The organism is Klebsiella sp. D5A (assembly GCF_001620885.1).
Taxonomy (GTDB): domain Bacteria; phylum Pseudomonadota; class Gammaproteobacteria; order Enterobacterales; family Enterobacteriaceae; genus Klebsiella; species Klebsiella variicola.
In genome coordinates this window covers 350135-371012 of the sequence record NZ_LOAR01000005.1, presented here as the reverse complement: position 1 = coordinate 371012, position 20878 = coordinate 350135, and the positions used below count along the sequence as shown (strand labels likewise).

Below are 20878 nucleotides of genomic sequence, written 5' to 3'. Positions count from 1 at the left end.
AACGTACTATAGAACGTTGCCGTTAAAATCTACATACGGACGTTCCTGAATATCGCCTCTTTTAGGACTATTTTTGTATGAATAAGTTTCCTGTCAGACGCAGTGATGCTGCGCGAAAAGAGAAACTTAAGTAGAATCCGCTCGCAGGATCAGACTAAAGAGGTTACCCATGCACGATAGCACATTAGAAACGCGCCTTGCAGAGCTGGAAAGCCGGCTGGCGTTTCAGGAAATCACCATCGAAGACCTCAATAAAACCGTGACCGCCCACGAGATAGAGATGGCGAAGATGCGGGAGCATATGCGTCTGATGATCGAGAAACTGAAGGCGACCCAACCGTCCCATATCGCCTCTCAGGCAGAAGAGACGCCGCCCCCCCATTATTGAGACGTAAAAAAAGCGGGTTTCCCCGCTTTTTTTGGCTATCCGCGCGAACGCGACGCCATTAGTGGCAACCGCAACCGCCGTTACCGCAACCACCTTTGCCGTGTTCATGGTCGTGACCATGATCGTGGCCGTGGCCGCCGCAGCAACCGTCATGACCATGGTCATGATCGTGATCGTGGCCATGCGCGCCATGCACGTGACCATGCTCCAGCTCTTCAGCCGTTGCTTCACGAATAGCGACAACTTCCACATTGAACTTCAGGTTCTGGCCAGCCAGCATGTGGTTGCCATCAACCACAACGTGGTCGTCTTCAACTTCAGTGATTTCTACCGGTACTGGACCCTGATCGGTTTCCGCCAGGAAGCGCATGCCAACCTGCAGTTCATCAACGCCCATAAAGACGTCTTTCGGTACACGCTGCACCAGGTTTTCGTCATACTGGCCGTAAGCGTCGTTAGCGCCGACGGCTACGTCAAATTTGTCGCCCACTTCGTGGCCATCCAGCGCGTTTTCCAGGCCGGAAATCAGGGAGCCGTGACCGTGCAGGTAATCCAGCGGCGCGCTTACCGGAGACTCATCAACCAACACACCGTCTTCTGTACGTACCTGATAGGCCAGGCTGACCACCAGGTCTTTTGCTACTTTCATGATATCTCCTGAGATGGGAAGAATAGTGGCGCAGATTGTAGCGGAATTCTGCAGCCGTGTACCCTCTAGCTTAAAAAAAGCCGACGGATAACGCTAGTCGGGATGAAAAATGCCAATCACCTGCTCCTCTTTGCGTACATGCTCACGGGCCTCTTTATCCGCCTCACGCATCTGATGACCGCACTTAACGCATTCAACGACATCGACATTATTCTCACGCCACATCGCCAGCGAATCCTGCGCCTGGCACGCCGGACATTTCGCCCCGGCAATAAAACGTTTACGCACTGCCATATGATTTACCTTTATTCAAACTCGTCCCAGCCGTCCAGCTGCCGGCTTTCTTTCTGCATTTCACGCTGAAAAATCTCTTCCAGTTCGCGTCGGGCTTCCCGCACGCGAGATACCTGTACCGTATCAGTATGCACTGGCATTAACTCGCGCAGCATTCGCATATCGAGCCGTCGGAAGTGCAGTTGCGCGCGCTGGGCCTGGTGAGGATGCATCCCCAGGGTGATGAGCGCTTTGCGCCCCAGTTCCAGTGCACTGGAAAAGGTTTCACGAGAAAACTGCGTCACACCGGCCTGCAGCAGCTCATGCGCCTCAACGCGACCGCGAGCGCGGGCCAGAATATGCAGATGTGGAAAGTGTTGTTGACACATTTCCACCAGCCGCATGGTGTCTTCTGGCTCATTACAGGTGATGACGATCGACTGCGCCTCTTCCGCTCCCGCCGAGCGCAGCAGCTCCAGCTGGGTGGCATCGCCAAAATAGACTTTATAGCCATAGTTACGCATCAGATTCACCGCGCTGATGTCCCGCTCCAGCACCGTAATACGCATCTTATTGGCCATCAGCAGGCGACCGATAACCTGACCAAAGCGACCAAACCCGACAATAATCACCTGCGGCTTGTCATCCTCCACCCACGGCGCCTCATCGGTATCATCTGCCGGATTCAGCCGTCGCGACAATAGCTTATCTATCCCCTTCATCAGCAGCGGCGTCGTCATCATCGATAACGTCACCGCCACCAGCAGCAGCGCCATCTGGTCATGCTGGAACAACCGCTGAGAGGCGGGCAGCGAAAAGAGGACAAACGCGAACTCACCGCCCTGGCTTAATACGCCCGCAAACTGCATCCGCTCTGAACTTCGCAGGCCATAGAAGCGGGCCAGGAGATAGAGCACCAGCATTTTTACCGCCACCAGCACCGCCACGCTCACCGCCACCCACAGCAGATGGGTATACAGCACGCCAAGGTTCAGCGCCATGCCGACGGAGATAAAGAACAGCCCGAGCAGCAGCCCCTTGAACGGATCGATAGCGATTTCCAGTTCGTGGCGATACTCGCTTTCCGCCAGCAGCACGCCGGCGATAAAGGTACCCAGCGCCATCGACAACCCCAGCGCCTCCATAAACAGCGCCGACCCAAGGACCAGCAGTAGCGTGGCGGCAGTAAACACTTCCCTGACCCCCGAGCTGGCGATAAAGCGGAACACCGGCCGCAGCAGATAGCGTCCGCCAATCAGCATCCCGGCAAAGGCCAGGACCTTCATACCGACCGTCAGCCAGTTAACATGCTCATCCGCGGAACCGGCCAGCAGGGGAACCAGCGCCAGCGCCGGGATCACCGCCAGATCCTGAAACAGCAGCACCGAAAAGCCTAACTGCCCCGATTCGCTGCGGCTCATTCCCTTCTCACGCATCAGCTGCAGCGCCATGGCGGTGGAAGACATCGCCAGGCCGATCCCGCCGACCACCGCCGCCTGCCATGAAAACCCGGTCGTCATCAGCAATCCACCGAGGATCGCCGCGCTGAGCATCACCTGCGCCGCGCCAACGCCGAAGATGGAGCTTCGCAGCCGCCATAGCTTGGCCGGATTAAGCTCCAGGCCAATGATAAACATCAGAAACACTACACCGAGCTCAGAGAAATGGAGAATTTCATCCACATCGCTGATAAACCCAAGTCCCCACGGGCCAATCGCAATCCCGGCCAGCAGATAGCCCAGCACCGCGCCAATACCCAATCTTGAGGCCAGAGGTACGGCAATAACGGCGGCGAACAAAAAAAGAACGCCCGCCAGCAGCAAATCAGATCCCGCCATGTATACCTCCGGCGGTAAGGGGATTGGCCAGCCAGTCCCGGTAGGCCCGAGCGCGGCTACGCAATTCCTCTGGCTGTTGCCGCCGGGCCCAGTAGACAATAATGGGGCTCATCCAGTGCATACGGCACATGCCGGCGGTCAGTTCAAAAGGACGTAAAATATCGTTCATCGGATAGCGATTGGCATCGCGACGGTAGGCGCTCTCAGGTTCGCCGGTGGTGATCACACTACGCCAGTACTTTCCCGCCAGTTCGTTCCCCCCGGCACCGCTGGCGAAGCCGCGGCTTAACACACGATCCAGCCACTCCTTGAGCAGCGCCGGACAGCTCCAGGTATATAAAGGATGCTGGAAAACAATCACCTCATGCTGGCGCAGCAGGTCCTGTTCATGAGCGATATCGATAAAAAAATCCGGATAGTGCGCGTAAAGATCGTGCACGGTGACGTTCGGCAACTGTAAGGCCGGCTCTAATAAAACCCGGTTGGCCACGGAATCATGAGATTCTGGGTGGGCATACAGCAGCAACACTTTCGCTGTCTGAGACATCATTCCCCTCCCGTAGGTCTTCTGGCGGCCTGCGCAGCCCCGGTGTTCTGACACCGCCAGAATGACTTTGTGTATCGTCTTCGTTTTGGGCTACCATGGCGGCCCGGTGAAGCGATTCGCTTCCACACTACATTATCATAATGACAAATTAACATAGTCTGAACATACGGCGCCTTATGATTGTTTTCTCCTCGTTACAAATTCGTCGCGGCGTACGCGTCCTGCTGGACAACGCCACCGCTACCATCAACCCTGGCCAAAAGGTCGGTCTGGTGGGGAAAAACGGCTGCGGGAAATCGACGCTGCTATCGCTTTTGAAAAACGAGATAAGCGCTGACGGCGGCAGTATGACCTTTCCAGGCAGCTGGCAGCTGGCATGGGTGAATCAGGAAACCCCGGCGCTGCCTCAGCCGGCTATCGATTATGTTATTGATGGCGATCGTGAATACCGCCAGCTGGAAGCCGCGCTCCAGCAGGCAAATGAGCGCAACGACGGCCATGCCATCGCCACGGTCCACGGCAAGCTGGACGCCATCGACGCCTGGACCATCCGTTCGCGCGCTGCCAGCCTGCTGCACGGTCTGGGATTCAGCAACGAACAGCTGGAGCGGCCGGTCAGCGATTTTTCCGGCGGCTGGCGTATGCGCCTTAACCTCGCCCAGGCGCTGATTTGCCGCTCCGATCTGCTGCTGCTCGATGAACCGACTAACCACCTCGACCTCGATGCCGTCATCTGGCTCGAAAAATGGCTTAAGGGTTACACGGGGACGCTGATCCTGATCTCCCACGATCGCGATTTTCTCGATCCTATCGTCGACAAAATTATCCATATCGAACAGCAGACGATGTTTGAGTACACCGGTAACTACAGCTCGTTCGAAGTGCAGCGCGCTACCCGTCTCTCTCAGCAGCAGGCGATGTACGAAAGCCAGCAGCAGCGCGTTGCGCATCTGCAAAGCTATATCGACCGCTTCCGCGCTAAGGCCACCAAGGCCAAGCAGGCGCAAAGCCGTATCAAAATGCTCGAACGGATGGAGCTTATCGCCCCGGCGCACGTGGATAACCCGTTCCACTTCAGCTTCCGCCAGCCGGAGAGTCTGCCTAACCCGTTACTGAAAATGGAGAAAGTCAGCGCCGGTTACGGCGAGCGTATTATCCTCGACTCCATCAAGCTCAATCTGGTGCCGGGCTCGCGCATCGGCCTGCTGGGCCGCAACGGCGCCGGGAAGTCGACTCTGATTAAGCTGCTGGCGGGTGAACTCCAGCCGGTGAGCGGCGAGATCGGTCTCGCAAAAGGTATCAAGCTCGGCTACTTCGCCCAGCATCAACTGGAGTTCCTGCGTGCCGATGAGTCGCCGCTGCAGCACCTGGCGCGCCTGGCCCCGCAGGAACTGGAGCAGAAACTGCGTGATTATCTGGGCGGCTTTGGTTTCCAGGGCGATAAGGTCAGCGAAGAGACCCGCCGCTTCTCTGGTGGAGAAAAAGCGCGCCTGGTACTGGCCCTGATCGTCTGGCAGCGCCCTAACCTGCTGCTGCTCGATGAACCGACCAACCACCTTGACCTCGATATGCGTCAGGCCTTAACCGAAGCGCTGATCGACTTTGAAGGGGCGCTGGTTGTCGTGTCGCACGATCGTCACCTGATCCGTTCCACCACCGACGATCTGTACCTCGTTCATGACGGTAAAGTCGAGCCGTTCGACGGCGATCTGGAAGATTATCAGCAGTGGCTCAGCGACTCGCAAAAACAGGAATCACAGAGCAGCGACGCGCCAAAAGAGAGCGGCAACAGCGCGCAGGCGCGCAAGGACCAGAAGCGTCGGGAAGCGGAACTGCGCAGCCAGACCCAACCGCTGCGCAAAGAGATCGCCCGTCTGGAAAAAGAGATGGACAAGCTCAACGCGCAGTTGGCCAGTGCGGAAGAAAAACTTGGCGACAGTGAGCTTTATGACGCCTCACGTAAAGCCGAACTAACCGAATGCCTGCAGCAGCAGGCCAGCGCGAAGTCCGGGCTGGAGGAGTGTGAAATGGCCTGGCTGGAGGCCCAGGAGCAGCTGGAGCTGATGCTTCAGGAAGGCTAATATTGACTTCCTCATCCTGCCTGCGCGTACGATGCCGCTGGCAGGGTGGGTTTCTGCCCTCTCCATGGCCTGCCATCAGTGACATCAATGATTTGTTTTTGCTGTAACCTGGCGTCGCTGGCCACAAGACCACATATTGGCTAACCCCTGTGCGCCCTGCGCGGTATAGTCATCATCACGTTTATTAATTGTTCTGGTGCTATGGTTGAAATCATCCCCACAGACATGACGCCCCCCGAAAACGATTCGCGTGAGTTCCATCCGATGCGCGGCGTGGGCAATCGTCATCTGCAAACCATGCTGCCGCGGCTGATCCGCCGTAAATTGCGCTTTACCCCGCACTGGCAGCGCCTTGAGCTGCCGGACGGCGATTTTGTCGATCTGGCCTGGAGCGAAGACCCGCATCAGGCGCGCCATAAGCCGCGCCTCGTCGTCTTTCATGGTCTCGAAGGAAGCCTGCACAGCCCGTACGCCCATGGTCTGATCCACGCGGCGATGCAGCGCGACTGGCTGGGCGTGGTTATGCATTTCCGCGGCTGCAGCGGCGAACCTAACCGCAATAACCGCATCTATCACTCCGGCGAAACAGAAGATGGCACCTGGTTTCTGCACTGGCTACAGCGCGAGTTTGGTCCCGCGCCGACTGCGGCCGTCGGCTATTCACTGGGCGGCAATATGCTGGGCTGCCTGCTGGCAGAAGAAGGCGACCGCTGCCCGCTGGATGCGGCGGTGATCGTCTCCGCGCCTTTTATGCTGGAAGCCTGCAGCTATCATATGGATAAGGGCTTCTCGCGGGTTTATCAGCGCTATCTGCTCAATCTGTTAAAAGCCAATGCCTCACGCAAGCTGAAAGCGTATCCTGGCTCACTGCCTGTCGATTTACGCCAGCTTAAAGGGATGCGCCGCATCCGGGAATTTGACGATATGATCACCGCCAAAATCCATGGTTTCGCCGATGCGCTGGATTATTACCGGCAATGCAGCGCCATGCCGCGGCTCAGCGATATCACTAAGCCAACGCTCATCATTCACGCGAAAGACGATCCATTTATGGATCACCACTCCATACCACCGCAGGAGCAACTGCCGGCGAACGTTGAGTATCAATTAACTGAGCAAGGCGGCCACGTTGGTTTCGTCGGCGGCACCCTGCGTAAGCCGGAGATGTGGCTGGAAAGACGCATCCCGGACTGGTTAAACCGTTGGCTGGAGGCCCCCGTATGATTATTCCCTGGCAGGATCTGGATCCCGAAACGCTGGATAACCTGATTGAAAGCTTTGTGTTACGTGAAGGCACCGATTATGGTGAACATGAACGTTCACTTGCCGATAAAGTCGCCGATGTAAAACAGCAGTTGAAACGCGGAGAGGCGGTTCTTGTGTGGTCGGAACTGCATGAGACGGTCAATATTATGCCGCGTGCGCTGTTTAACGGCTAAGGCGACGCCACTACATCGTTTAACCAGGGAGTTGTTATGTCTGCCAAACATCCGGTGATCGCCGTCACGGGCTCCAGCGGCGCGGGCACTACCACCACCAGCCTTGCCTTTCGCAAAATCTTCGCGCAGCTAAACCTGCACGCCGCGGAGGTGGAAGGCGATAGCTTTCATCGCTACACCCGCCCGGAAATGGACATGGCGATCCGCAAGGCGCGGGATCAGGGCAAACATATCAGCTACTTTGGCCCGGAGGCGAACGACTTTGGCCTGCTGGAGCAGACCTTTGTCGACTATGGCCGCCACGGAAAAGGCCAGTCGCGGAAATACCTGCACACCTATGACGAAGCCGTACCGTGGAATCAGGTGCCAGGGACTTTCACCCCCTGGCAGCCGCTGCCGGAGCCGACAGACGTACTGTTCTATGAGGGGCTGCACGGCGGGGTTGTCACGCCGCATCATGATGTCGCCAGCCATGTCGACCTGCTGGTCGGCGTAGTGCCTATCGTTAACCTCGAGTGGATCCAAAAGCTTATTCGCGACACCAGCGAGCGCGGCCACTCCCGGGAGGCGGTGATGGACTCAGTCGTCCGCTCGATGGAAGACTACATCAACTTCATTACCCCGCAATTTTCCCGCACCCATATCAACTTTCAGCGCGTGCCGACGGTAGACACTTCCAACCCGTTTGCCGCGAAAACTATTCCCTCGCTGGACGAGAGCTTTGTGGTGATCCATTTCCGTAACCTGCAGAATATCGACTTCCCCTGGCTGCTGGCGATGCTGCAGGGGTCGTTTATCTCGCACATGAACACGCTGGTGGTGCCGGGCGGTAAAATGGGGCTGGCGATGGAGCTTATCATGACGCCGCTGGTCGAGCGCCTGATGGAAGGCCGCAAGATCGGCTAACAGAAAAAACCCCGGCCAGGCCGGGGTTGAGATGCTTCACAACGGCAGGCGAAGACTACGCCTCGATCACTTCATAGGAGTGGGTGATCTTCACCGCTTTTTCCAGCATCAGCGCCACCGAGCAGTATTTCTCTGCCGACAGATCCACCGCCCGGGAGACCGCGGCATCTTTCAGCGCCTTACCGGTGACGATAAAGTGCAGATTAATATGCGTAAACAGACGCGGCGCCTCTTCGCGGCGCTCCGACGTCAGCTTCACTTCGCAGTTGGTCACCTCATGGCGACCTTTTTGCAGAATAGAAACCACATCGATCGCACTGCAACCGCCCGCCGCCATCAGCACCATCTCCATCGGGCTGGGTGCCTTATCCCCGGAGTTGCCATCCATCAGAATCTGGTGTCCTGACGCGGACTCCCCGATAAAGGTTAACCCTTCAACCCATTTCACACGCGCTTGCATAAAATTTAACTCCAGTATCGCAATTTTCCTGTCAGATTACGCGCACATAACAATTCTCGCAACGGAAGGCGACCTGCGTCATGCTGAAGCGAGACACCAGGAGACATGCGGCGAAAGCTATGCTAAAACAGTCTGGATGCTACAGTATTACATTGATGTACTGCATGTATGCAGAGGAGTTCACATTACGGGCTGTCGAAAAATCATCAGCCAGCTTCCCAGGTATAGGGAAACAATACGATTGCATGCCCGGACGCCGTGTAGTGTCGGCGCCCGGAGATAGCTTATAACAGAGGATAACCGCGCATGGTGCTTGGCAAACCGCAAACAGACCCTACCCTTGAATGGTTCTTGTCTCATTGCCACATTCATAAGTACCCATCAAAGAGCACGCTGATCCACCAGGGTGAAAAAGCAGAAACGCTGTACTACATCGTTAAAGGCTCCGTGGCTGTACTCATCAAGGATGAAGAAGGTAAAGAGATGATCCTCTCCTACCTCAACCAGGGCGATTTCATCGGTGAATTAGGCCTGTTTGAAGAGGGTCAGGAGCGTAGCGCCTGGGTACGGGCGAAAACCGCATGTGAAGTGGCCGAAATCTCTTATAAGAAATTCCGTCAGCTGATCCAGGTTAACCCGGACATTCTGATGCGTCTCTCTTCGCAAATGGCTCGTCGTCTGCAGGTCACGTCTGAGAAAGTGGGCAACCTCGCCTTCCTCGACGTGACGGGCCGTATCGCCCAGACGCTGCTGAACCTGGCGAAGCAACCTGATGCCATGACCCACCCGGACGGTATGCAAATTAAAATTACCCGTCAGGAAATTGGTCAGATCGTCGGCTGCTCTCGTGAAACGGTTGGCCGTATTTTGAAAATGCTGGAAGATCAGAACCTGATTTCCGCACACGGTAAAACTATCGTCGTCTACGGCACCCGTTAAGTTGCTAAGCGGCGTATTGCTCCTGCAGTACGCCGTTTTTGTTTTTCCCTCATGTGGCGCAGGCTGATTTACCACCCGGAAGTCAACTATGCACTGCGGCAAACGCTGGTGCTGTGTCTGCCTGTGGCCATCGGTCTTCTGCTCGGCCATCTCCAGCAGGGGCTGTTGTTTTCCTTAGTGCCCGCCTGCTGCAACATTGCCGGTCTTGATACCCCACATAAGCGCTTTTTCAAACGTCTGATTATCGGCGGCTGTCTGTTTGCCGGATGCAGTCTGGTGGTGCAGTTGCTGCTCGCTCAGGCCATTCCCCTGCCGCTTATTCTCAGCGGCCTGGCGCTATTGCTCGGCGTCACCGCGGAGATCAGTTCGCTGCACGCGCGCCTGCTGCCCGCGTCACTGATCGCCGCTATCTTTACCCTGAGCCTGGCAGGCAATATGCCCATCTGGGAACCACTGCTGATCTACGCTTTCGGTACGCTGTGGTACGGCGTGTTTAACTGGCTCTGGTTCTGGCTGTGGCGCGAACAGCCGCTGCGGGAGTCGCTCAGCCTGCTTTACCGGGAACTGGCTGACTATTGTGAAGCCAAATACAGTCTGTTGACCCAGCATACCGATCCGTCGACCGCCCTGCCGCCGCTGCTCACCCGCCAGCAGAAGGTAGTCGACCTGATTACCCAGTGCTATCAGCAGATGCATATGCTGGCCGCCAACCAACGCAACGACCACAAGCGTCTGCTGCGGGCGTTCCAGGTTGGGCTGGATCTACAGGAACATATTTCGGTTAGCCTGCATCAGCCAGAAGAGGTACAAAAGCTGGTGGAACGCAGCCATGCCGAAGCGGTGATCCGCTGGAATGCGCAAACCGTCGCTGCCCGCCTGCGCGTGCTGGCGGATGATATTCTCTATCATCGCTTTCCGCAGCGTTTTCAGATGGATAAACAGATTGAGGCTCTGGAAAAGATCGCCCGCCAGCATCCGGACAACCCGGTCGGTCAGTTCTGCGCCTGGCACTTTAGCCGTATCGCCCGGGTGCTGCATACCCAGCGCCCCCTGTATGCCCGGGATCTGATGGCCGACAAAGAGCGTCGTTTACCGCTGTTTCCCGCGCTAAAGAACTATCTGTCGCTGAAATCACCCGCACTGCGCAATGCCGCGCGAATCAGCGTCATGCTGAGCGTCGCCAGCCTGATGGGCAACGCCCTGCATTTGCCGAAGCCCTACTGGATCCTGATGACGGTGCTCTTCGTCACGCAAAATGGCTATGGCGCCACGCGGGTGCGAATTGTTCACCGGGCGGCGGGAACGCTCGCCGGCCTGGTCATCGCCGGGCTAACCTTGCACTTTCACGTTCCGGAGAGCTATACCCTGAGCGGGATGCTGCTGATTACCCTGCTCAGCTATCTGATCATCCGTAAACACTATGGCTGGGCGATGGTAGGCTTTACGGTGACGGCGGTGTATACCCTGCAACTGCTGACGCTCAACGGCGAACAGTTTATTGTCGCCCGGCTTATCGACACGCTTATCGGCTGCCTGATCGCCTTCGGCGGGATGGTCTGGCTGTGGCCGCAGTGGCAGAGCGGCCTGCTGAAAAAAAACGCCCACGATGCGCTGGAGGCCGACCAGCAGGCGATTCGCCTGATCCTCAGCGCCGATCCAAAAGCCCCCGCGCTGGCCTATCAACGCATGCGCGTCAACCAGGCGCATAACGCGCTCTACAACTCCCTGAATCAGGCGATGCAGGAGCCCGGTTTTAATACCCACTACCTGGAAGATATGAAGCTGTGGGTGACGCACAGTCAGTTTATCGTCGAACACATCAACGCTATGACCACCCTGGCCCGGGAGCATACGATGCTCACCCCGGATCTTGCCCAGCGCTATCTCGAATCTTGTGAGATTGCCTTGCAACGCTGCCAGCAGCGGCTGGACAGCGATGGTCCCGGCAGCGCAGGGGATGCCAATATTCTGGAGTCGCCGGAAACAGAGGTGCCGAACGGTCCGTTAAGTACCCTGGAGCAGCACCTGCAACGCATTCTGGGCCATCTGAACACCATGCATACCATATCGTCAGTAGCATGGCGTCAGCGGCCGCATCATGGCATCTGGCTGCGGAAAATCAGCCGTTAATCACCTTTGCCACTGCCTGGGCAAAACGCGCCATCCCCTCGGCAATATCCTGCTCGTCGATGATCAGCGAGGGAACAAAACGCATCACGTCCGGCCCGGCGTTGAGCACCATGACGCCGGCTTGCGCAGCGGCATAGAGGAAATCACGCGCGCGGCCCTTGTGCTGCGGCTTGAGTTCGGCGCCAATCAGCAGGCCCATCCCGCGAATATCACTGAACAGATCAAATTCAGCATCCAGCTGCTGCAGGTGTTTGACGAACAGTTCGCGCTTCGCGCTCACGCCATCCAGCACCGCCGGGGTATTGATTAGATCGAAGGCGGCGTTGGCGACCGCGCAGGCCAGCGGGTTGCCGCCGTAGGTTGAGCCATGGGAACCCGCATGGAAGGCGCTGGCGATCTCATGGGTGGTCAGCATGGCGCTGACCGGGAAGCCGCCGCCGAGCGCTTTGGCGCTGGTCAGAATATCCGGCGTCACACCGTAATGCATATAGGCGAACAGCGATCCGGTACGTCCCATACCGCACTGCACTTCATCAAAGACTAACAACGCCTGGTGCTGATCGCACAGCTCACGCAGCCCCTGCAGGAAGGCCGGCGTCGCTGCCGTCACGCCGCCTTCGCCCTGAATCGGCTCCACCACCACTGCGCAAGTGTGGTCATCCATCACCGCTTTTACCGCCTGCAGGTCGTTGAAGGGAACATGGACAATATCCGCCGGTTTCGGGCCGAAACCATCGGAGTACTTCGGCTGCCCACCGACGGAAACGGTAAACAGGGAGCGGCCATGGAAGGCATTATGGAAGGCAATGATTTTGGTTTTATACGGGCTATGGCGGGTCACCGCATAGTGACGCGCCAGCTTAAAGGCCGTTTCATTGGCTTCCGTACCGGAGTTCATAAACACCACGCGCTCGGCGAAGGTGGCCTCGACAAGTTTACGTCCCAGACGCAGCGCTGGCTCATTGGTAAAGACGTTGCTGGTGTGCCACAGCGTTTCGCCCTGCTCGTGGAGCGCCGCTACCAGCGCCGGGTGGCAATGGCCGAGCGCCGTCACCGCGATACCGCCGGCAAAATCAACATACTCTTTGCCCTGCTGATCCCAGACGCGGCTGCCTTTCCCTTTCACCGGGATGAATTCTGCTGGTGCATAAATCGGCAAAATAACTTCATCGAATGTGGCGCGGGTGATTGCCGGTTGTTCAGTTGCCATGTCTTGCCCATCCCTCTTCGTTATGCAGATGTAATCATGAAAATATAATCACAAAATATGCATAAAAAATCAGTCAATGGCAACTGAAAATCACCGCTTCAGAAAGTTTTCCAGCAATTGATGGCCCTGCTCGCTGAGGATGCTTTCCGGATGAAACTGCACGCCCTCAAGATCCCAGTCGCGGTGGCGGATCCCCATAATCTCAGCGCTGGCGCTGCGGGCGGTGACGATAAACTCGGGCGGGAGCGTCGGCGGGTCAATCACCAGCGAGTGATAACGGGTCACCGTCAGGGGATTATTCAGCCCCTGAAACACCCCTTCGCCGTTATGCTCAATAAGCGAGGTTTTACCATGCATCACCTGTGCCGCCCGTACGATGGTCGCGCCAAACGCCTGGGCTATCGCCTGGTGCCCGAGACAGACGCCCAGTAGCGGCGTTTTCCCCGCATAGTGGCGGATAACCGCGAGGGAAATCCCCGCCTCATTCGGCGTGCAGGGGCCTGGCGAGATCACGATTTTCTCCGGCGCCAGCGCCGCTATCTCCTCCAGCGTCAACGCATCATTGCGCCTGACCAGTACTTCCGCACCCAGTTCGCAGAAGTACTGATACAGATTCCAGGTGAAAGAGTCATAGTTATCGATAAGCAGGATCATAGCGGCTCCGGAACAATCAAAACCGGGCTATTCTACTCAGATTCCCGCGCTTCGCTTACCACTTTGCGAAAGATCGCCACCAGCGGAGCCGGATCGCCCATCGCGCTCTGCTGGCAGGCCGCGCTCCAGCCGGCGGGGTCGACGTCACGCCAGTCAAGCAGGTAGCCGGCATGTATCGCCAGCTGTTCAAAGAAAATGCGCTGGGTCAGGCCATTGCCAAGACGAAAAGGATGCAGCACATTAATTTCGCCATAGAACCAGCTCAGGCGTTCGATAAAGGTCTCGCGCGGCAGGCCATTGAGATAATCCTCCTGCTCAAGGGCCTGCATCAGGGCGTTCCCCTCCTCCTCGATCCGGGCAAAGTGGCAGAACGGCGTATCGCCCAGATAGAGGTTCACTTCACGCAACCGGCCGGCCCAGTCAAACAGATCCTGATACAGCTGATGATGAATCGCGCACAGATAGGGTAAGCCACGCACCCGCGGCCCCAGCGGCAAGGTTGCCGCCCGCAACGCCGTCATCTCAAAGGCGGCCTGTTGCAGATTTTTAGCCTGCCGGATGCCGAGGCGGTTGCGCAGGACATTCAGCGCCGGGTAGAGGTAAGGATCGCGTTCATCGCCGAATTTATCGCTCATACTCCCTCCGCAGCGTCGCCAGACGCGCCAGCGCCTCTTCGGCAGTCAGCGTAACCAGCGGCACCGTCACACCTTCAAGGCGACGACTGGCCTGAAAATTGGTATTGCGTGTCTGTTCCCAGAGTCGGGATTTTTGCTTTTCGGTGAGTGGACGCATCGTCGCCCCCCTTATCGTCCCCTGTGTGCCACAAGTATAAGCAGCAATTTCAGGTTATGCCGGGAGGCAACCGGGCGCGGCGATAGCACACCGCGCCGTGGAAGGATTAGGGCAGCACTTTCGCAGAGAGGATAACAACCGGTTTGGTCGGCACATTCTGGTATGGGCCGACGTTATGGGTCTGGACCTGGGAGATCTTATCCGCGACGTCCATACCTTTCACTACCTTGCCAAACACCGCATAGCCAAAGTCGCGCTGACCATGGTCAAGGAAGGCGTTATCCGCCACGTTGATGAAGAACTGGCTGGTGGCGCTATCCTGGTCGGCGGTACGCGCCATCGCGATGGTCCCGCGGGTGTTGCGCAGGCCGTTGTCTGCTTCATTCTTGATCGGCGGGTTAGGCTGTTTCTGCTGCATCTGCTCGTTAAAGCCGCCGCCCTGCACCATGAAACCCGGGATCACGCGGTGGAAGGTGGTGTTGTTGTAGAAGCCGCTGTTGACGTACTTCAGGAAGTTATCCACGGAAATCGGGGCTTTCTGACTGTTTAACTCAAGCTCAATGTTCCCTGCCGAGGTGGTCAGCAGCACATGCGGATCGCCCTTTGCCGCCATGGCCGGGGAGAACGCTGAAATGGCGAAAACGGCAGCCATCGCCGCCAGTGTTGATTTGAGCATGGAAATTCCTTAACGGAGCAGAATAAAAGCGAGTGCCTTGATTCTAAAGAGCCTTTGCATCCTGGGCCAGCCTTTTACCAAATTTTACTTAGCTGTAATAATTGTAACCGCGCAAACGTTCTCCTGTGCGGCGAATAAAGTGTGATGCATGTCACATTAAACCATGCAAAAGATAACCACTTTCACAATAAACATTTGATTACATCACCTGAACGAATAAAATCTGTCCGCCCCGCGCAGCGTCAACGCGCTTTACCTTTCTATTCACAGGCCAGTCATGACTAACAGCAACCGTATTAAGCTCACATGGATCAGCTTCTTCTCCTACGCCCTGACCGGCGCGTTGGTGATCGTCACCGGGATGGTGATGGGTAACATTGCGGATTATTTCCATCTGCCCGTTTCCAGTATGAGCAACACCTTTACCTTTCTGAACGCCGGTATTCTGATCTCAATCTTCCTCAATGCCTGGCTGATGGAAATCGTGCCGCTGAAAACTCAGCTGCGCTTTGGCTTTATTCTGATGGTGCTGGCGGTGGCCGGCCTGATGCTCAGCCACAGCCTGGCGCTGTTTTCCGCGTCGATGTTCGTTCTCGGCCTGGTGAGCGGGATCACCATGTCGATCGGGACCTTCCTGATCACCCATATGTATGAAGGCCGTCAGCGCGGAGCGCGTCTGCTGTTTACCGACTCCTTCTTTAGCATGGCGGGAATGATTTTCCCGATGGTCGCCGCCGTCCTGCTGGCGCGCAGCATCGAGTGGTACTGGGTCTACGCCTGTATTGGTCTGGTGTATGTCGCCATTTTCGTCCTGACTTTCGGCTGTGATTTTCCGGTGTTGGGCAAAAAAGCGCAGAGCGAAAACAGCCAGCCGGTAGTGAAAGAGAAGTGGGGCATCGGCGTGCTGTTCCTCTCCGTTGCGGCGCTGTGCTACATCCTCGGTCAGCTGGGCTTTATCTCCTGGGTACCGGAATATGCGAAGAGCCTGGGCATGAGCCTCGGGGATGCCGGTAAACTGGTGAGCGATTTCTGGATGTCCTACATGATCGGCATGTGGTCATTCAGCTTCATCCTGCGCTTCTTCGACCTGCAGCGTATCTTAACCGTCCTCGCCGGGCTCGCGACGGTGCTGATGTATCTGTTTATCAATGGTTCCCCGGAGCATATGCCGTGGTTTATTCTGACCCTGGGCTTCTTCTCCAGCGCCATCTACACCTCGATCATTACGCTCGGCTCGCAGCAGACGCGGGTCGCTTCGCCGAAGCTGGTGAACTTTATCCTCACCTGCGGCACCATCGGCACCATGCTCACTTTCGTGGTCACCGGCCCGATTGTGGCTGCCAGCGGTCCACTGGCAGCGCTGCACACCGCTAACGGCCTCTATGCCGTGGTATTCGTGATGTGCTTTATCCTCGGCTTCGTCTCCCGTCACCGCCAGAACAACGCTCAGGCGGCGTCTCACTAAGCCTTCGGCCCCTTTGCGTCCGCAAGGGGGCTGTTCCTCATAAAAGAGAGCTCCTCGCCACCGCGGTCGGTCTGGATCCAGGTTTGCGCCAGCTGGGTGGTCGCGATCACCCTTCCCTGGCGAATTGACCAGCGCACAGGCACCTGGCAGCGGACGGCCTCAAAGCCATTCTCCGCCGGGAGAATGATCAGGTTAGCCGGGTTGCCGCTGACTATGCCGTAATCCTCCAGGCCAAATGTGCGGGCGCTGTTGTCGGTGATAAGCTTCAGGCCGTCGTTGATCTGCTGGTAGCCCATCAGCTGGCAGACGTGCAGCCCCATATGCAGGACCTGCAGCATATTGCCGGTCCCCAGCGGATACCACGGGTCAAAGACGTCATCATGACCAAAGCACACATTGATCCCCGCCGCCATCAGCTCCTTCACTCGGGTAATCCCCCGTCGCTTCGGATAGTCATCAAACCGGCCCTGCAGATGAATATTCACCAGCGGATTGGCGACAAAGTTGATACCGGAGAGCTTAAGCAGGCGGAACAGGCGCGAGGTATAAGCGCCATTATAGGAGTGCATGGCGGTGGTATGGCTGGCCGTCACCCGCGCCCCTATCCCCGCCTTTAACGCCAGCGCGGCAACGGTTTCAACAAAGCGCGACTGTTCATCGTCAATTTCATCGCAGTGAATATCCAGCGGGCGATCATATTTTTGCGCCAGCCGGAAGGCGATATGCAGCGACTCCACCCCATATTCACGGGTGAACTCAAAATGCGGGATGGCCCCAACAACATCCGCCCCCAGCTTGAGGGCCTCCTCCAGCAGCGCTTCGCCGTTGGGGTAAGAGAGGATCCCCTCCTGTGGAAAAGCAACTATCTGCAACTCGACCCATGGCGCGACCTCCCGTTTGACCTCCAGCATCGCCTTCAGCGCCGTTAATGTGGGATCGGAGACGTCGACATGAGTGCGGACAAACTGCACGCCATTGGCGATCTGCCACTTCAGGGTTTTCCACGCCCGGGCTTTGACGTCCTCATGGCTGAGCAGCGCTTTTCGCTCCGCCCAGCGCTCAATCCCCTCGAACAGGGTGCCGGACTGGTTCCAGTGCGGCTCGCCGGCCGTCTGGGTGGTATCCAGGTGGATATGCGGCTCAATAAAAGGCGGGATCGCCAGCCCGCCGCGAGCGTTCAACACCTCGTAGCTTTCGTCGCGCGCCTCGCCCATCGGCGTGATCTCGCCAAAGCGGCCCTTATCAATCGCTATTTGCCACAGGCCGTCGCGGTCTGCCAGGCGTACGTTCTGAATTAACCAAAGCGGCGCTGCTGTCATATCACCTTCTCCATTCAATATGGCTAGTTTTCTGCCCAACCCCAATCGCGGCCCATCCAATTCTTGTACACAAAATCAGCAAAAAGGAAAAGCCAGCGTTTTCCATAACTTAGAAAAATACAGACAAATCAATTATATACCCATTAAGTGGTAGGTGAAGTTGTCATTGATTTGCATCAATAAGCCTGATGGCTGAATCGTTAAGGTAGGCGGTAATAGAAAAGAAATCGAGGCAAAAATGAGCAAAGTCAGAATCGCTATCATCGGTAACGGCATGGTTGGCCATCGCTTTATCGAAGAGCTTCTCGATAAGGCGCCTGCCGGACAGTTCGACATTACCGTGTTCTGTGAAGAACCGCGTATCGCCTACGACCGTGTCCACCTGTCGTCTTATTTCTCCCACCATACCGCAGAAGAGCTGTCGCTGGTGCGCGAAGGTTTCTATGAGAAACACGGCGTCAAGGTGCTGGTCGGCGAACGGGCGATCACTATTAACCGCCAGGAGAAGGTGATCCACTCCAGCGCCGGGCGCACCGTGTTCTACGACAAGCTGATTATGGCGACCGGCTCATACCCCTGGATCCCGCCGATTAAAGGCGCGGAAACTCAGGATTGCTTCGTTTATCGCACCATTGAAGATCTTAACGCGATTGAATCCTGCGCCCGTCGCAGCAAACGCGGCGCGGTGGTCGGCGGCGGCCTCCTTGGCCTGGAAGCCGCAGGCGCCCTGAAAAACCTCGGCGTGGAAACCCACGTGATCGAGTTCGCGCCGATGCTGATGGCCGAGCAGCTCGACCAGATGGGCGGCGAGCAGCTGCGGCGCAAAATTGAAAGCATGGGCGTGAAAGTTCACACCAGTAAAAATACCAAAGAGATCGTCCAGCAGGGCACCGAGGCGCGTAAAACCATGCACTTCGCCGACGGTAGCGAGCTGCAGGTCGATTTCATCGTCTTCTCAACCGGGATCCGCCCGCGCGATAAGCTGGCCACCCAGTGCGGGCTGGCAGTCGCCCAGCGCGACGGCATCATGGTCAACGATAGTTGCCAGACTTCCGACCCGGACATCTACGCCATCGGGGAATGCGCCAGCTGGAACAACCGCGTGTATGGCCTCGTCGCGCCGGGCTACAAAATGGCCGAGGTGGCCGTCGACCATCTCCTCGGCAGTGAAAACAGCTTCACCGGCGCCGACCTCAGCGCCAAGCTGAAGCTGCTGGGCGTGGATGTGGGCGGGATCGGCGATGCCCACGGCCGTACGCCGGGCGCCCGCAGCTACGTCTATCTCGACGAAAGCAAAGAAGTCTACAAACGTCTTATCGTCAGCAAAGACAACAAGACCCTGCTCGGCGCGGTACTGGTCGGCGACACCAGCGATTACGGCAACCTGCTGCAGCTGGTGCTCAACGCTATTGAGTTGCCGGAAAATCCGGATTCGCTGATCCTCCCGGCCCACGCCGGCAGCGGCAAGCCGTCGATCGGCGTCGATAAACTGCCGGACAGCGCGCAGATTTGTTCCTGCTTTGACGTCAGCAAAGGCGACCTGATCGCCGCCATCAACAAAGGCTGCCACACCGTCGCGGCGCTGAAAGCGGAAACCAAAGCCGGTACCGGCTGCGGGGGGTGTATTCCGCTGGTCACCCAGGTGCTCAACGCCGAGCTGGCGAAACAGGGCATCGAGGTCAACAACAACCTGTGTGAACACTTCGCTTACTCCCGCCAGGAGCTGTTCCACCTGATCCGCGTGGAAGGCATTAAAACCTTCGACGAACTGCTGGAAAAACACGGTCAGGGTTATGGCTGCGAGATCTGTAAGCCGACCGTCGGCTCTCTACTGGCCTCCTGCTGGAATGAGTACATCCTCAAACCGCAGCACACGCCGCTGCAGGACACCAACGACAACTTCCTTGCCAACATTCAGAAAGATGGCACCTACTCGGTGATCCCGCGCTCCGCTGGCGGCGAAATCACGCCGGAAGGGCTGGTCGCCGTGGGCCGCATCGCGCGTGAATTCAATCTGTACACCAAAATCACCGGCTCCCAGCGCATCGGCCTGTTTGGCGCGCAGAAAGACGACCTGCCGGAGATCTGGCGTCAGCTGATTGAAGCGGGCTTCGAAACCGGCCACGCCTACGCCAAAGCGCTGCGGATGGCGAAAACCTGCGTCGGTAGCACCTGGTGCCGCTACGGGGTCGGCGACAGCGTCGGCTTCGGCGTGGAACTGGAAAACCGCTACAAAGGCATCCGCACCCCGCACAAAATGAAGTTCGGCGTCTCCGGCTGCACCCGCGAATGTGCGGAGGCCCAGGGCAAAGACGTGGGGATCATCGCCACCGAGAAAGGCTGGAACCTGTACGTGTGCGGTAATGGCGGGATGAAGCCGCGCCACGCCGATCTGCTGGCCGCGGACCTTGATCGCGAGACGCTGATTAAGTATCTCGACCGCTTTATGATGTTCTACATCCGCACCGCCGATAAGCTGACCCGCACCGCGCCGTGGCTGGACAACATGGAAGGCGGCATCGACTATCTGCGCAGCGTCATCATCGATGACAAGCTGGGCCTGAACGACCATCTGGAAGAGGAGCTGGCTCGCCTGCGCGCCGCCTTCGCCTGCGAGTGGACCGAAACCGTCAACAACCCGGCGGCGCAGACCCGCTTCAAACACTTTATCAACAGCGACCAGCGCGACCCGAACGTACAGGTGGTGCCGGAACGTGACCAGCACCGCCCGGCCACGCCCTATGAGCGCATCCCGGTCACGCTGGTGGAGGAAAACGTATGAGCCAGTGGGTAAACATCTGCAAAATTGACGACATCCTGCCGGCCACCGGCGTCTGCGCGCTGCTCGGCCAGCAGCAGGTGGCAGTCTTCCGTCCCTACCAGGACGACAGGGTATTCGCCATCAGCAACATTGACCCGTTCTTCAACGCCAGCGTGCTGTCTCGCGGGATTATCGCCGAACATGACGGCGCGCTATGGGTTGCCAGCCCGCTGAAAAAGCAGCGCTTCCGCCTGAGCGACGGCCTGTGCATGGAAGATGCCAGCCACTCCATCGCCCGCTTCGACGCCCGGGTGAAAGACGGCCAGGTGCAGCTTAAAGCGTAAGTCCTCT

The 20878-nt window shown here is 57.4% G+C and carries 21 protein-coding genes; 10 read left to right on the top strand and 11 right to left on the bottom strand.

Annotation, left to right across the window (positions count from 1 at the left end; translation table 11 throughout):
- Positions 1–169 precede the first annotated feature (169 nt).
- Positions 170–388 (top strand): protein SlyX, encoded by a 219-nt coding sequence (locus tag AS136_RS09625; protein WP_002920136.1) that lies wholly within the window; start codon positions 170–172, stop codon positions 386–388.
- Between the two features lie 58 nt (positions 389–446).
- Here AS136_RS09625 and slyD read toward each other — a convergent pair whose 3' ends face one another.
- The 4 genes from slyD to kefG form a co-directional block, all read right to left on the bottom strand.
- Positions 447–1037: a peptidylprolyl isomerase gene (gene slyD / locus AS136_RS09620; RefSeq protein ID WP_008807039.1), complete on the bottom strand. Its 591-nt coding sequence runs from the start codon at positions 1035–1037 to the stop codon at positions 447–449.
- Positions 1038–1130: 93 nt separating this feature from the next.
- Positions 1131–1331, bottom strand: coding sequence for a YheV family putative zinc ribbon protein (locus AS136_RS09615; protein WP_002920143.1), 201 nt, complete (start codon positions 1329–1331; stop codon positions 1131–1133).
- Between the two features lie 11 nt (positions 1332–1342).
- Positions 1343–3148 (bottom strand): glutathione-regulated potassium-efflux system protein KefB, encoded by a 1806-nt coding sequence (kefB, locus tag AS136_RS09610; protein ID WP_023323333.1) that lies wholly within the window; start codon positions 3146–3148, stop codon positions 1343–1345.
- Positions 3135–3698, bottom strand: a complete 564-nt coding sequence (kefG, locus tag AS136_RS09605; protein ID WP_008807037.1) for a glutathione-regulated potassium-efflux system ancillary protein KefG — start codon at positions 3696–3698, stop codon at positions 3135–3137. The genes kefB and kefG overlap by 14 nt, the downstream gene beginning before the upstream one ends.
- Positions 3699–3871: 173 nt before the next feature.
- Between kefG and AS136_RS09600 the strand changes: the two genes are divergently transcribed.
- The 4 genes from AS136_RS09600 to AS136_RS09585 all read left to right on the top strand — a co-directional run bounded on the left by AS136_RS09600 (position 3872) and on the right by AS136_RS09585 (position 8121).
- Positions 3872–5776 (top strand): ABC transporter ATP-binding protein, encoded by a 1905-nt coding sequence (locus tag AS136_RS09600; protein WP_023323334.1) that lies wholly within the window; start codon positions 3872–3874, stop codon positions 5774–5776.
- A gap of 225 nt (positions 5777–6001) precedes the next feature.
- Positions 6002–7000, top strand: a complete 999-nt coding sequence (locus tag AS136_RS09595) for a hydrolase (protein ID WP_162823400.1) — start codon at positions 6002–6004, stop codon at positions 6998–7000.
- Entirely contained in the window at positions 6997–7215 is a 219-nt protein-coding gene (locus tag AS136_RS09590; protein ID WP_002920151.1) for a YheU family protein, read from the top strand. The genes AS136_RS09595 and AS136_RS09590 overlap by 4 nt, the downstream gene beginning before the upstream one ends.
- A gap of 36 nt (positions 7216–7251) precedes the next feature.
- On the top strand, positions 7252–8121 hold the full coding sequence (locus AS136_RS09585; protein WP_008807033.1) for a phosphoribulokinase: 870 nt from the start codon (positions 7252–7254) through the stop codon (positions 8119–8121).
- A 55-nt stretch (positions 8122–8176) separates the two neighbouring features.
- On the opposite strand, the gene AS136_RS09580 is transcribed toward AS136_RS09585, so the two are convergent.
- Entirely contained in the window at positions 8177–8581 is a 405-nt protein-coding gene (locus AS136_RS09580; protein WP_004202200.1) for an OsmC family protein, read from the bottom strand.
- A gap of 306 nt (positions 8582–8887) precedes the next feature.
- Between AS136_RS09580 and crp the strand changes: the two genes are divergently transcribed.
- Positions 8888–9520, top strand: coding sequence for a cAMP-activated global transcriptional regulator CRP (gene crp, locus AS136_RS09575; protein ID WP_000242758.1), 633 nt, complete (start codon positions 8888–8890; stop codon positions 9518–9520).
- 51 nt (positions 9521–9571) lie between these two features.
- Positions 9572–11650: a YccS/YhfK family putative transporter gene (locus AS136_RS09570; RefSeq protein ID WP_012540426.1), complete on the top strand. Its 2079-nt coding sequence runs from the start codon at positions 9572–9574 to the stop codon at positions 11648–11650.
- On the opposite strand, the gene argD is transcribed toward AS136_RS09570, so the two are convergent.
- From argD to ppiA, 5 genes are all read right to left on the bottom strand, one after another.
- Positions 11640–12860, bottom strand: coding sequence for a bifunctional acetylornithine/succinyldiaminopimelate transaminase (gene argD / locus AS136_RS09565; RefSeq protein ID WP_008807030.1), 1221 nt, complete (start codon positions 12858–12860; stop codon positions 11640–11642). The genes AS136_RS09570 and argD overlap by 11 nt on opposite strands.
- Before the next feature lie 90 nt (positions 12861–12950).
- Entirely contained in the window at positions 12951–13514 is a 564-nt protein-coding gene (gene pabA / locus AS136_RS09560) for an aminodeoxychorismate synthase component 2 (protein ID WP_008807029.1), read from the bottom strand.
- Positions 13515–13546: 32 nt separating this feature from the next.
- Entirely contained in the window at positions 13547–14149 is a 603-nt protein-coding gene (locus AS136_RS09555; protein ID WP_008807028.1) for a putative adenosine monophosphate-protein transferase Fic, read from the bottom strand.
- On the bottom strand, positions 14139–14306 hold the full coding sequence (locus AS136_RS25985) for a YhfG family protein (RefSeq protein ID WP_012540423.1): 168 nt from the start codon (positions 14304–14306) through the stop codon (positions 14139–14141). The genes AS136_RS09555 and AS136_RS25985 overlap by 11 nt, the downstream gene beginning before the upstream one ends.
- Positions 14307–14412: 106 nt before the next feature.
- The gene (gene ppiA, locus AS136_RS09550; RefSeq protein WP_002920238.1) at positions 14413–14982 is read right to left on the bottom strand and encodes a peptidylprolyl isomerase A; all 570 of its coding nucleotides are present in this window, start codon (positions 14980–14982) and stop codon (positions 14413–14415) included.
- A gap of 277 nt (positions 14983–15259) precedes the next feature.
- Here ppiA and tsgA point away from each other — a divergent pair, with 277 nt between their 5' ends.
- Positions 15260–16447 carry an MFS transporter TsgA gene (tsgA, locus tag AS136_RS09545; protein WP_002920240.1) on the top strand — a complete coding sequence of 396 codons (1188 nt, stop codon included), beginning with the start codon at positions 15260–15262 and terminating at the stop codon, positions 16445–16447.
- Here the strand turns inward: tsgA and AS136_RS09540 are convergent.
- Complete coding sequence (locus AS136_RS09540) at positions 16444–17766, bottom strand: cytosine deaminase (protein ID WP_008807026.1); 1323 nt, start codon at positions 17764–17766, stop codon at positions 16444–16446. The two genes, tsgA and AS136_RS09540, sit on opposite strands and share 4 nt — an antisense overlap.
- A gap of 238 nt (positions 17767–18004) precedes the next feature.
- Here AS136_RS09540 and nirB point away from each other — a divergent pair, with 238 nt between their 5' ends.
- Both nirB and nirD read left to right on the top strand, forming a co-directional pair.
- Complete coding sequence (gene nirB / locus AS136_RS09535; protein ID WP_063266755.1) at positions 18005–20548, top strand: nitrite reductase large subunit NirB; 2544 nt, start codon at positions 18005–18007, stop codon at positions 20546–20548.
- A complete protein-coding gene (gene nirD, locus AS136_RS09530) occupies positions 20545–20871 on the top strand; it encodes a nitrite reductase small subunit NirD (RefSeq protein WP_012540420.1) in 327 nt (108 codons plus the stop codon). Before nirB ends, nirD begins: the two co-directional genes overlap by 4 nt.
- Positions 20872–20878: the final 7 nt, after the last annotated feature.

Coding starts and splice junctions, on each gene's coding strand:
- AS136_RS09625 (WP_002920136.1), top strand. CDS start 170: ATGCACGATAGCACATTAGAAACGCGCCTTGCAGAGCTGGAAAGCCGG.
- slyD (WP_008807039.1), bottom strand. CDS start 1,037: ATGAAAGTAGCAAAAGACCTGGTGGTCAGCCTGGCCTATCAGGTACGT.
- AS136_RS09615 (WP_002920143.1), bottom strand. CDS start 1,331: ATGGCAGTGCGTAAACGTTTTATTGCCGGGGCGAAATGTCCGGCGTGC.
- kefB (WP_023323333.1), bottom strand. CDS start 3,148: ATGGCGGGATCTGATTTGCTGCTGGCGGGCGTTCTTTTTTTGTTCGCC.
- kefG (WP_008807037.1), bottom strand. CDS start 3,698: ATGATGTCTCAGACAGCGAAAGTGTTGCTGCTGTATGCCCACCCAGAA.
- AS136_RS09600 (WP_023323334.1), top strand. CDS start 3,872: ATGATTGTTTTCTCCTCGTTACAAATTCGTCGCGGCGTACGCGTCCTG.
- AS136_RS09595 (WP_162823400.1), top strand. CDS start 6,002: ATGACGCCCCCCGAAAACGATTCGCGTGAGTTCCATCCGATGCGCGGC.
- AS136_RS09590 (WP_002920151.1), top strand. CDS start 6,997: ATGATTATTCCCTGGCAGGATCTGGATCCCGAAACGCTGGATAACCTG.
- AS136_RS09585 (WP_008807033.1), top strand. CDS start 7,252: ATGTCTGCCAAACATCCGGTGATCGCCGTCACGGGCTCCAGCGGCGCG.
- AS136_RS09580 (WP_004202200.1), bottom strand. CDS start 8,581: ATGCAAGCGCGTGTGAAATGGGTTGAAGGGTTAACCTTTATCGGGGAG.
- crp (WP_000242758.1), top strand. CDS start 8,888: ATGGTGCTTGGCAAACCGCAAACAGACCCTACCCTTGAATGGTTCTTG.
- AS136_RS09570 (WP_012540426.1), top strand. CDS start 9,572: ATGTGGCGCAGGCTGATTTACCACCCGGAAGTCAACTATGCACTGCGG.
- argD (WP_008807030.1), bottom strand. CDS start 12,860: ATGGCAACTGAACAACCGGCAATCACCCGCGCCACATTCGATGAAGTT.
- pabA (WP_008807029.1), bottom strand. CDS start 13,514: ATGATCCTGCTTATCGATAACTATGACTCTTTCACCTGGAATCTGTAT.
- AS136_RS09555 (WP_008807028.1), bottom strand. CDS start 14,149: ATGAGCGATAAATTCGGCGATGAACGCGATCCTTACCTCTACCCGGCG.
- AS136_RS25985 (WP_012540423.1), bottom strand. CDS start 14,306: ATGCGTCCACTCACCGAAAAGCAAAAATCCCGACTCTGGGAACAGACA.
- ppiA (WP_002920238.1), bottom strand. CDS start 14,982: ATGCTCAAATCAACACTGGCGGCGATGGCTGCCGTTTTCGCCATTTCA.
- tsgA (WP_002920240.1), top strand. CDS start 15,260: ATGACTAACAGCAACCGTATTAAGCTCACATGGATCAGCTTCTTCTCC.
- AS136_RS09540 (WP_008807026.1), bottom strand. CDS start 17,766: ATGACAGCAGCGCCGCTTTGGTTAATTCAGAACGTACGCCTGGCAGAC.
- nirB (WP_063266755.1), top strand. CDS start 18,005: ATGAGCAAAGTCAGAATCGCTATCATCGGTAACGGCATGGTTGGCCAT.
- nirD (WP_012540420.1), top strand. CDS start 20,545: ATGAGCCAGTGGGTAAACATCTGCAAAATTGACGACATCCTGCCGGCC.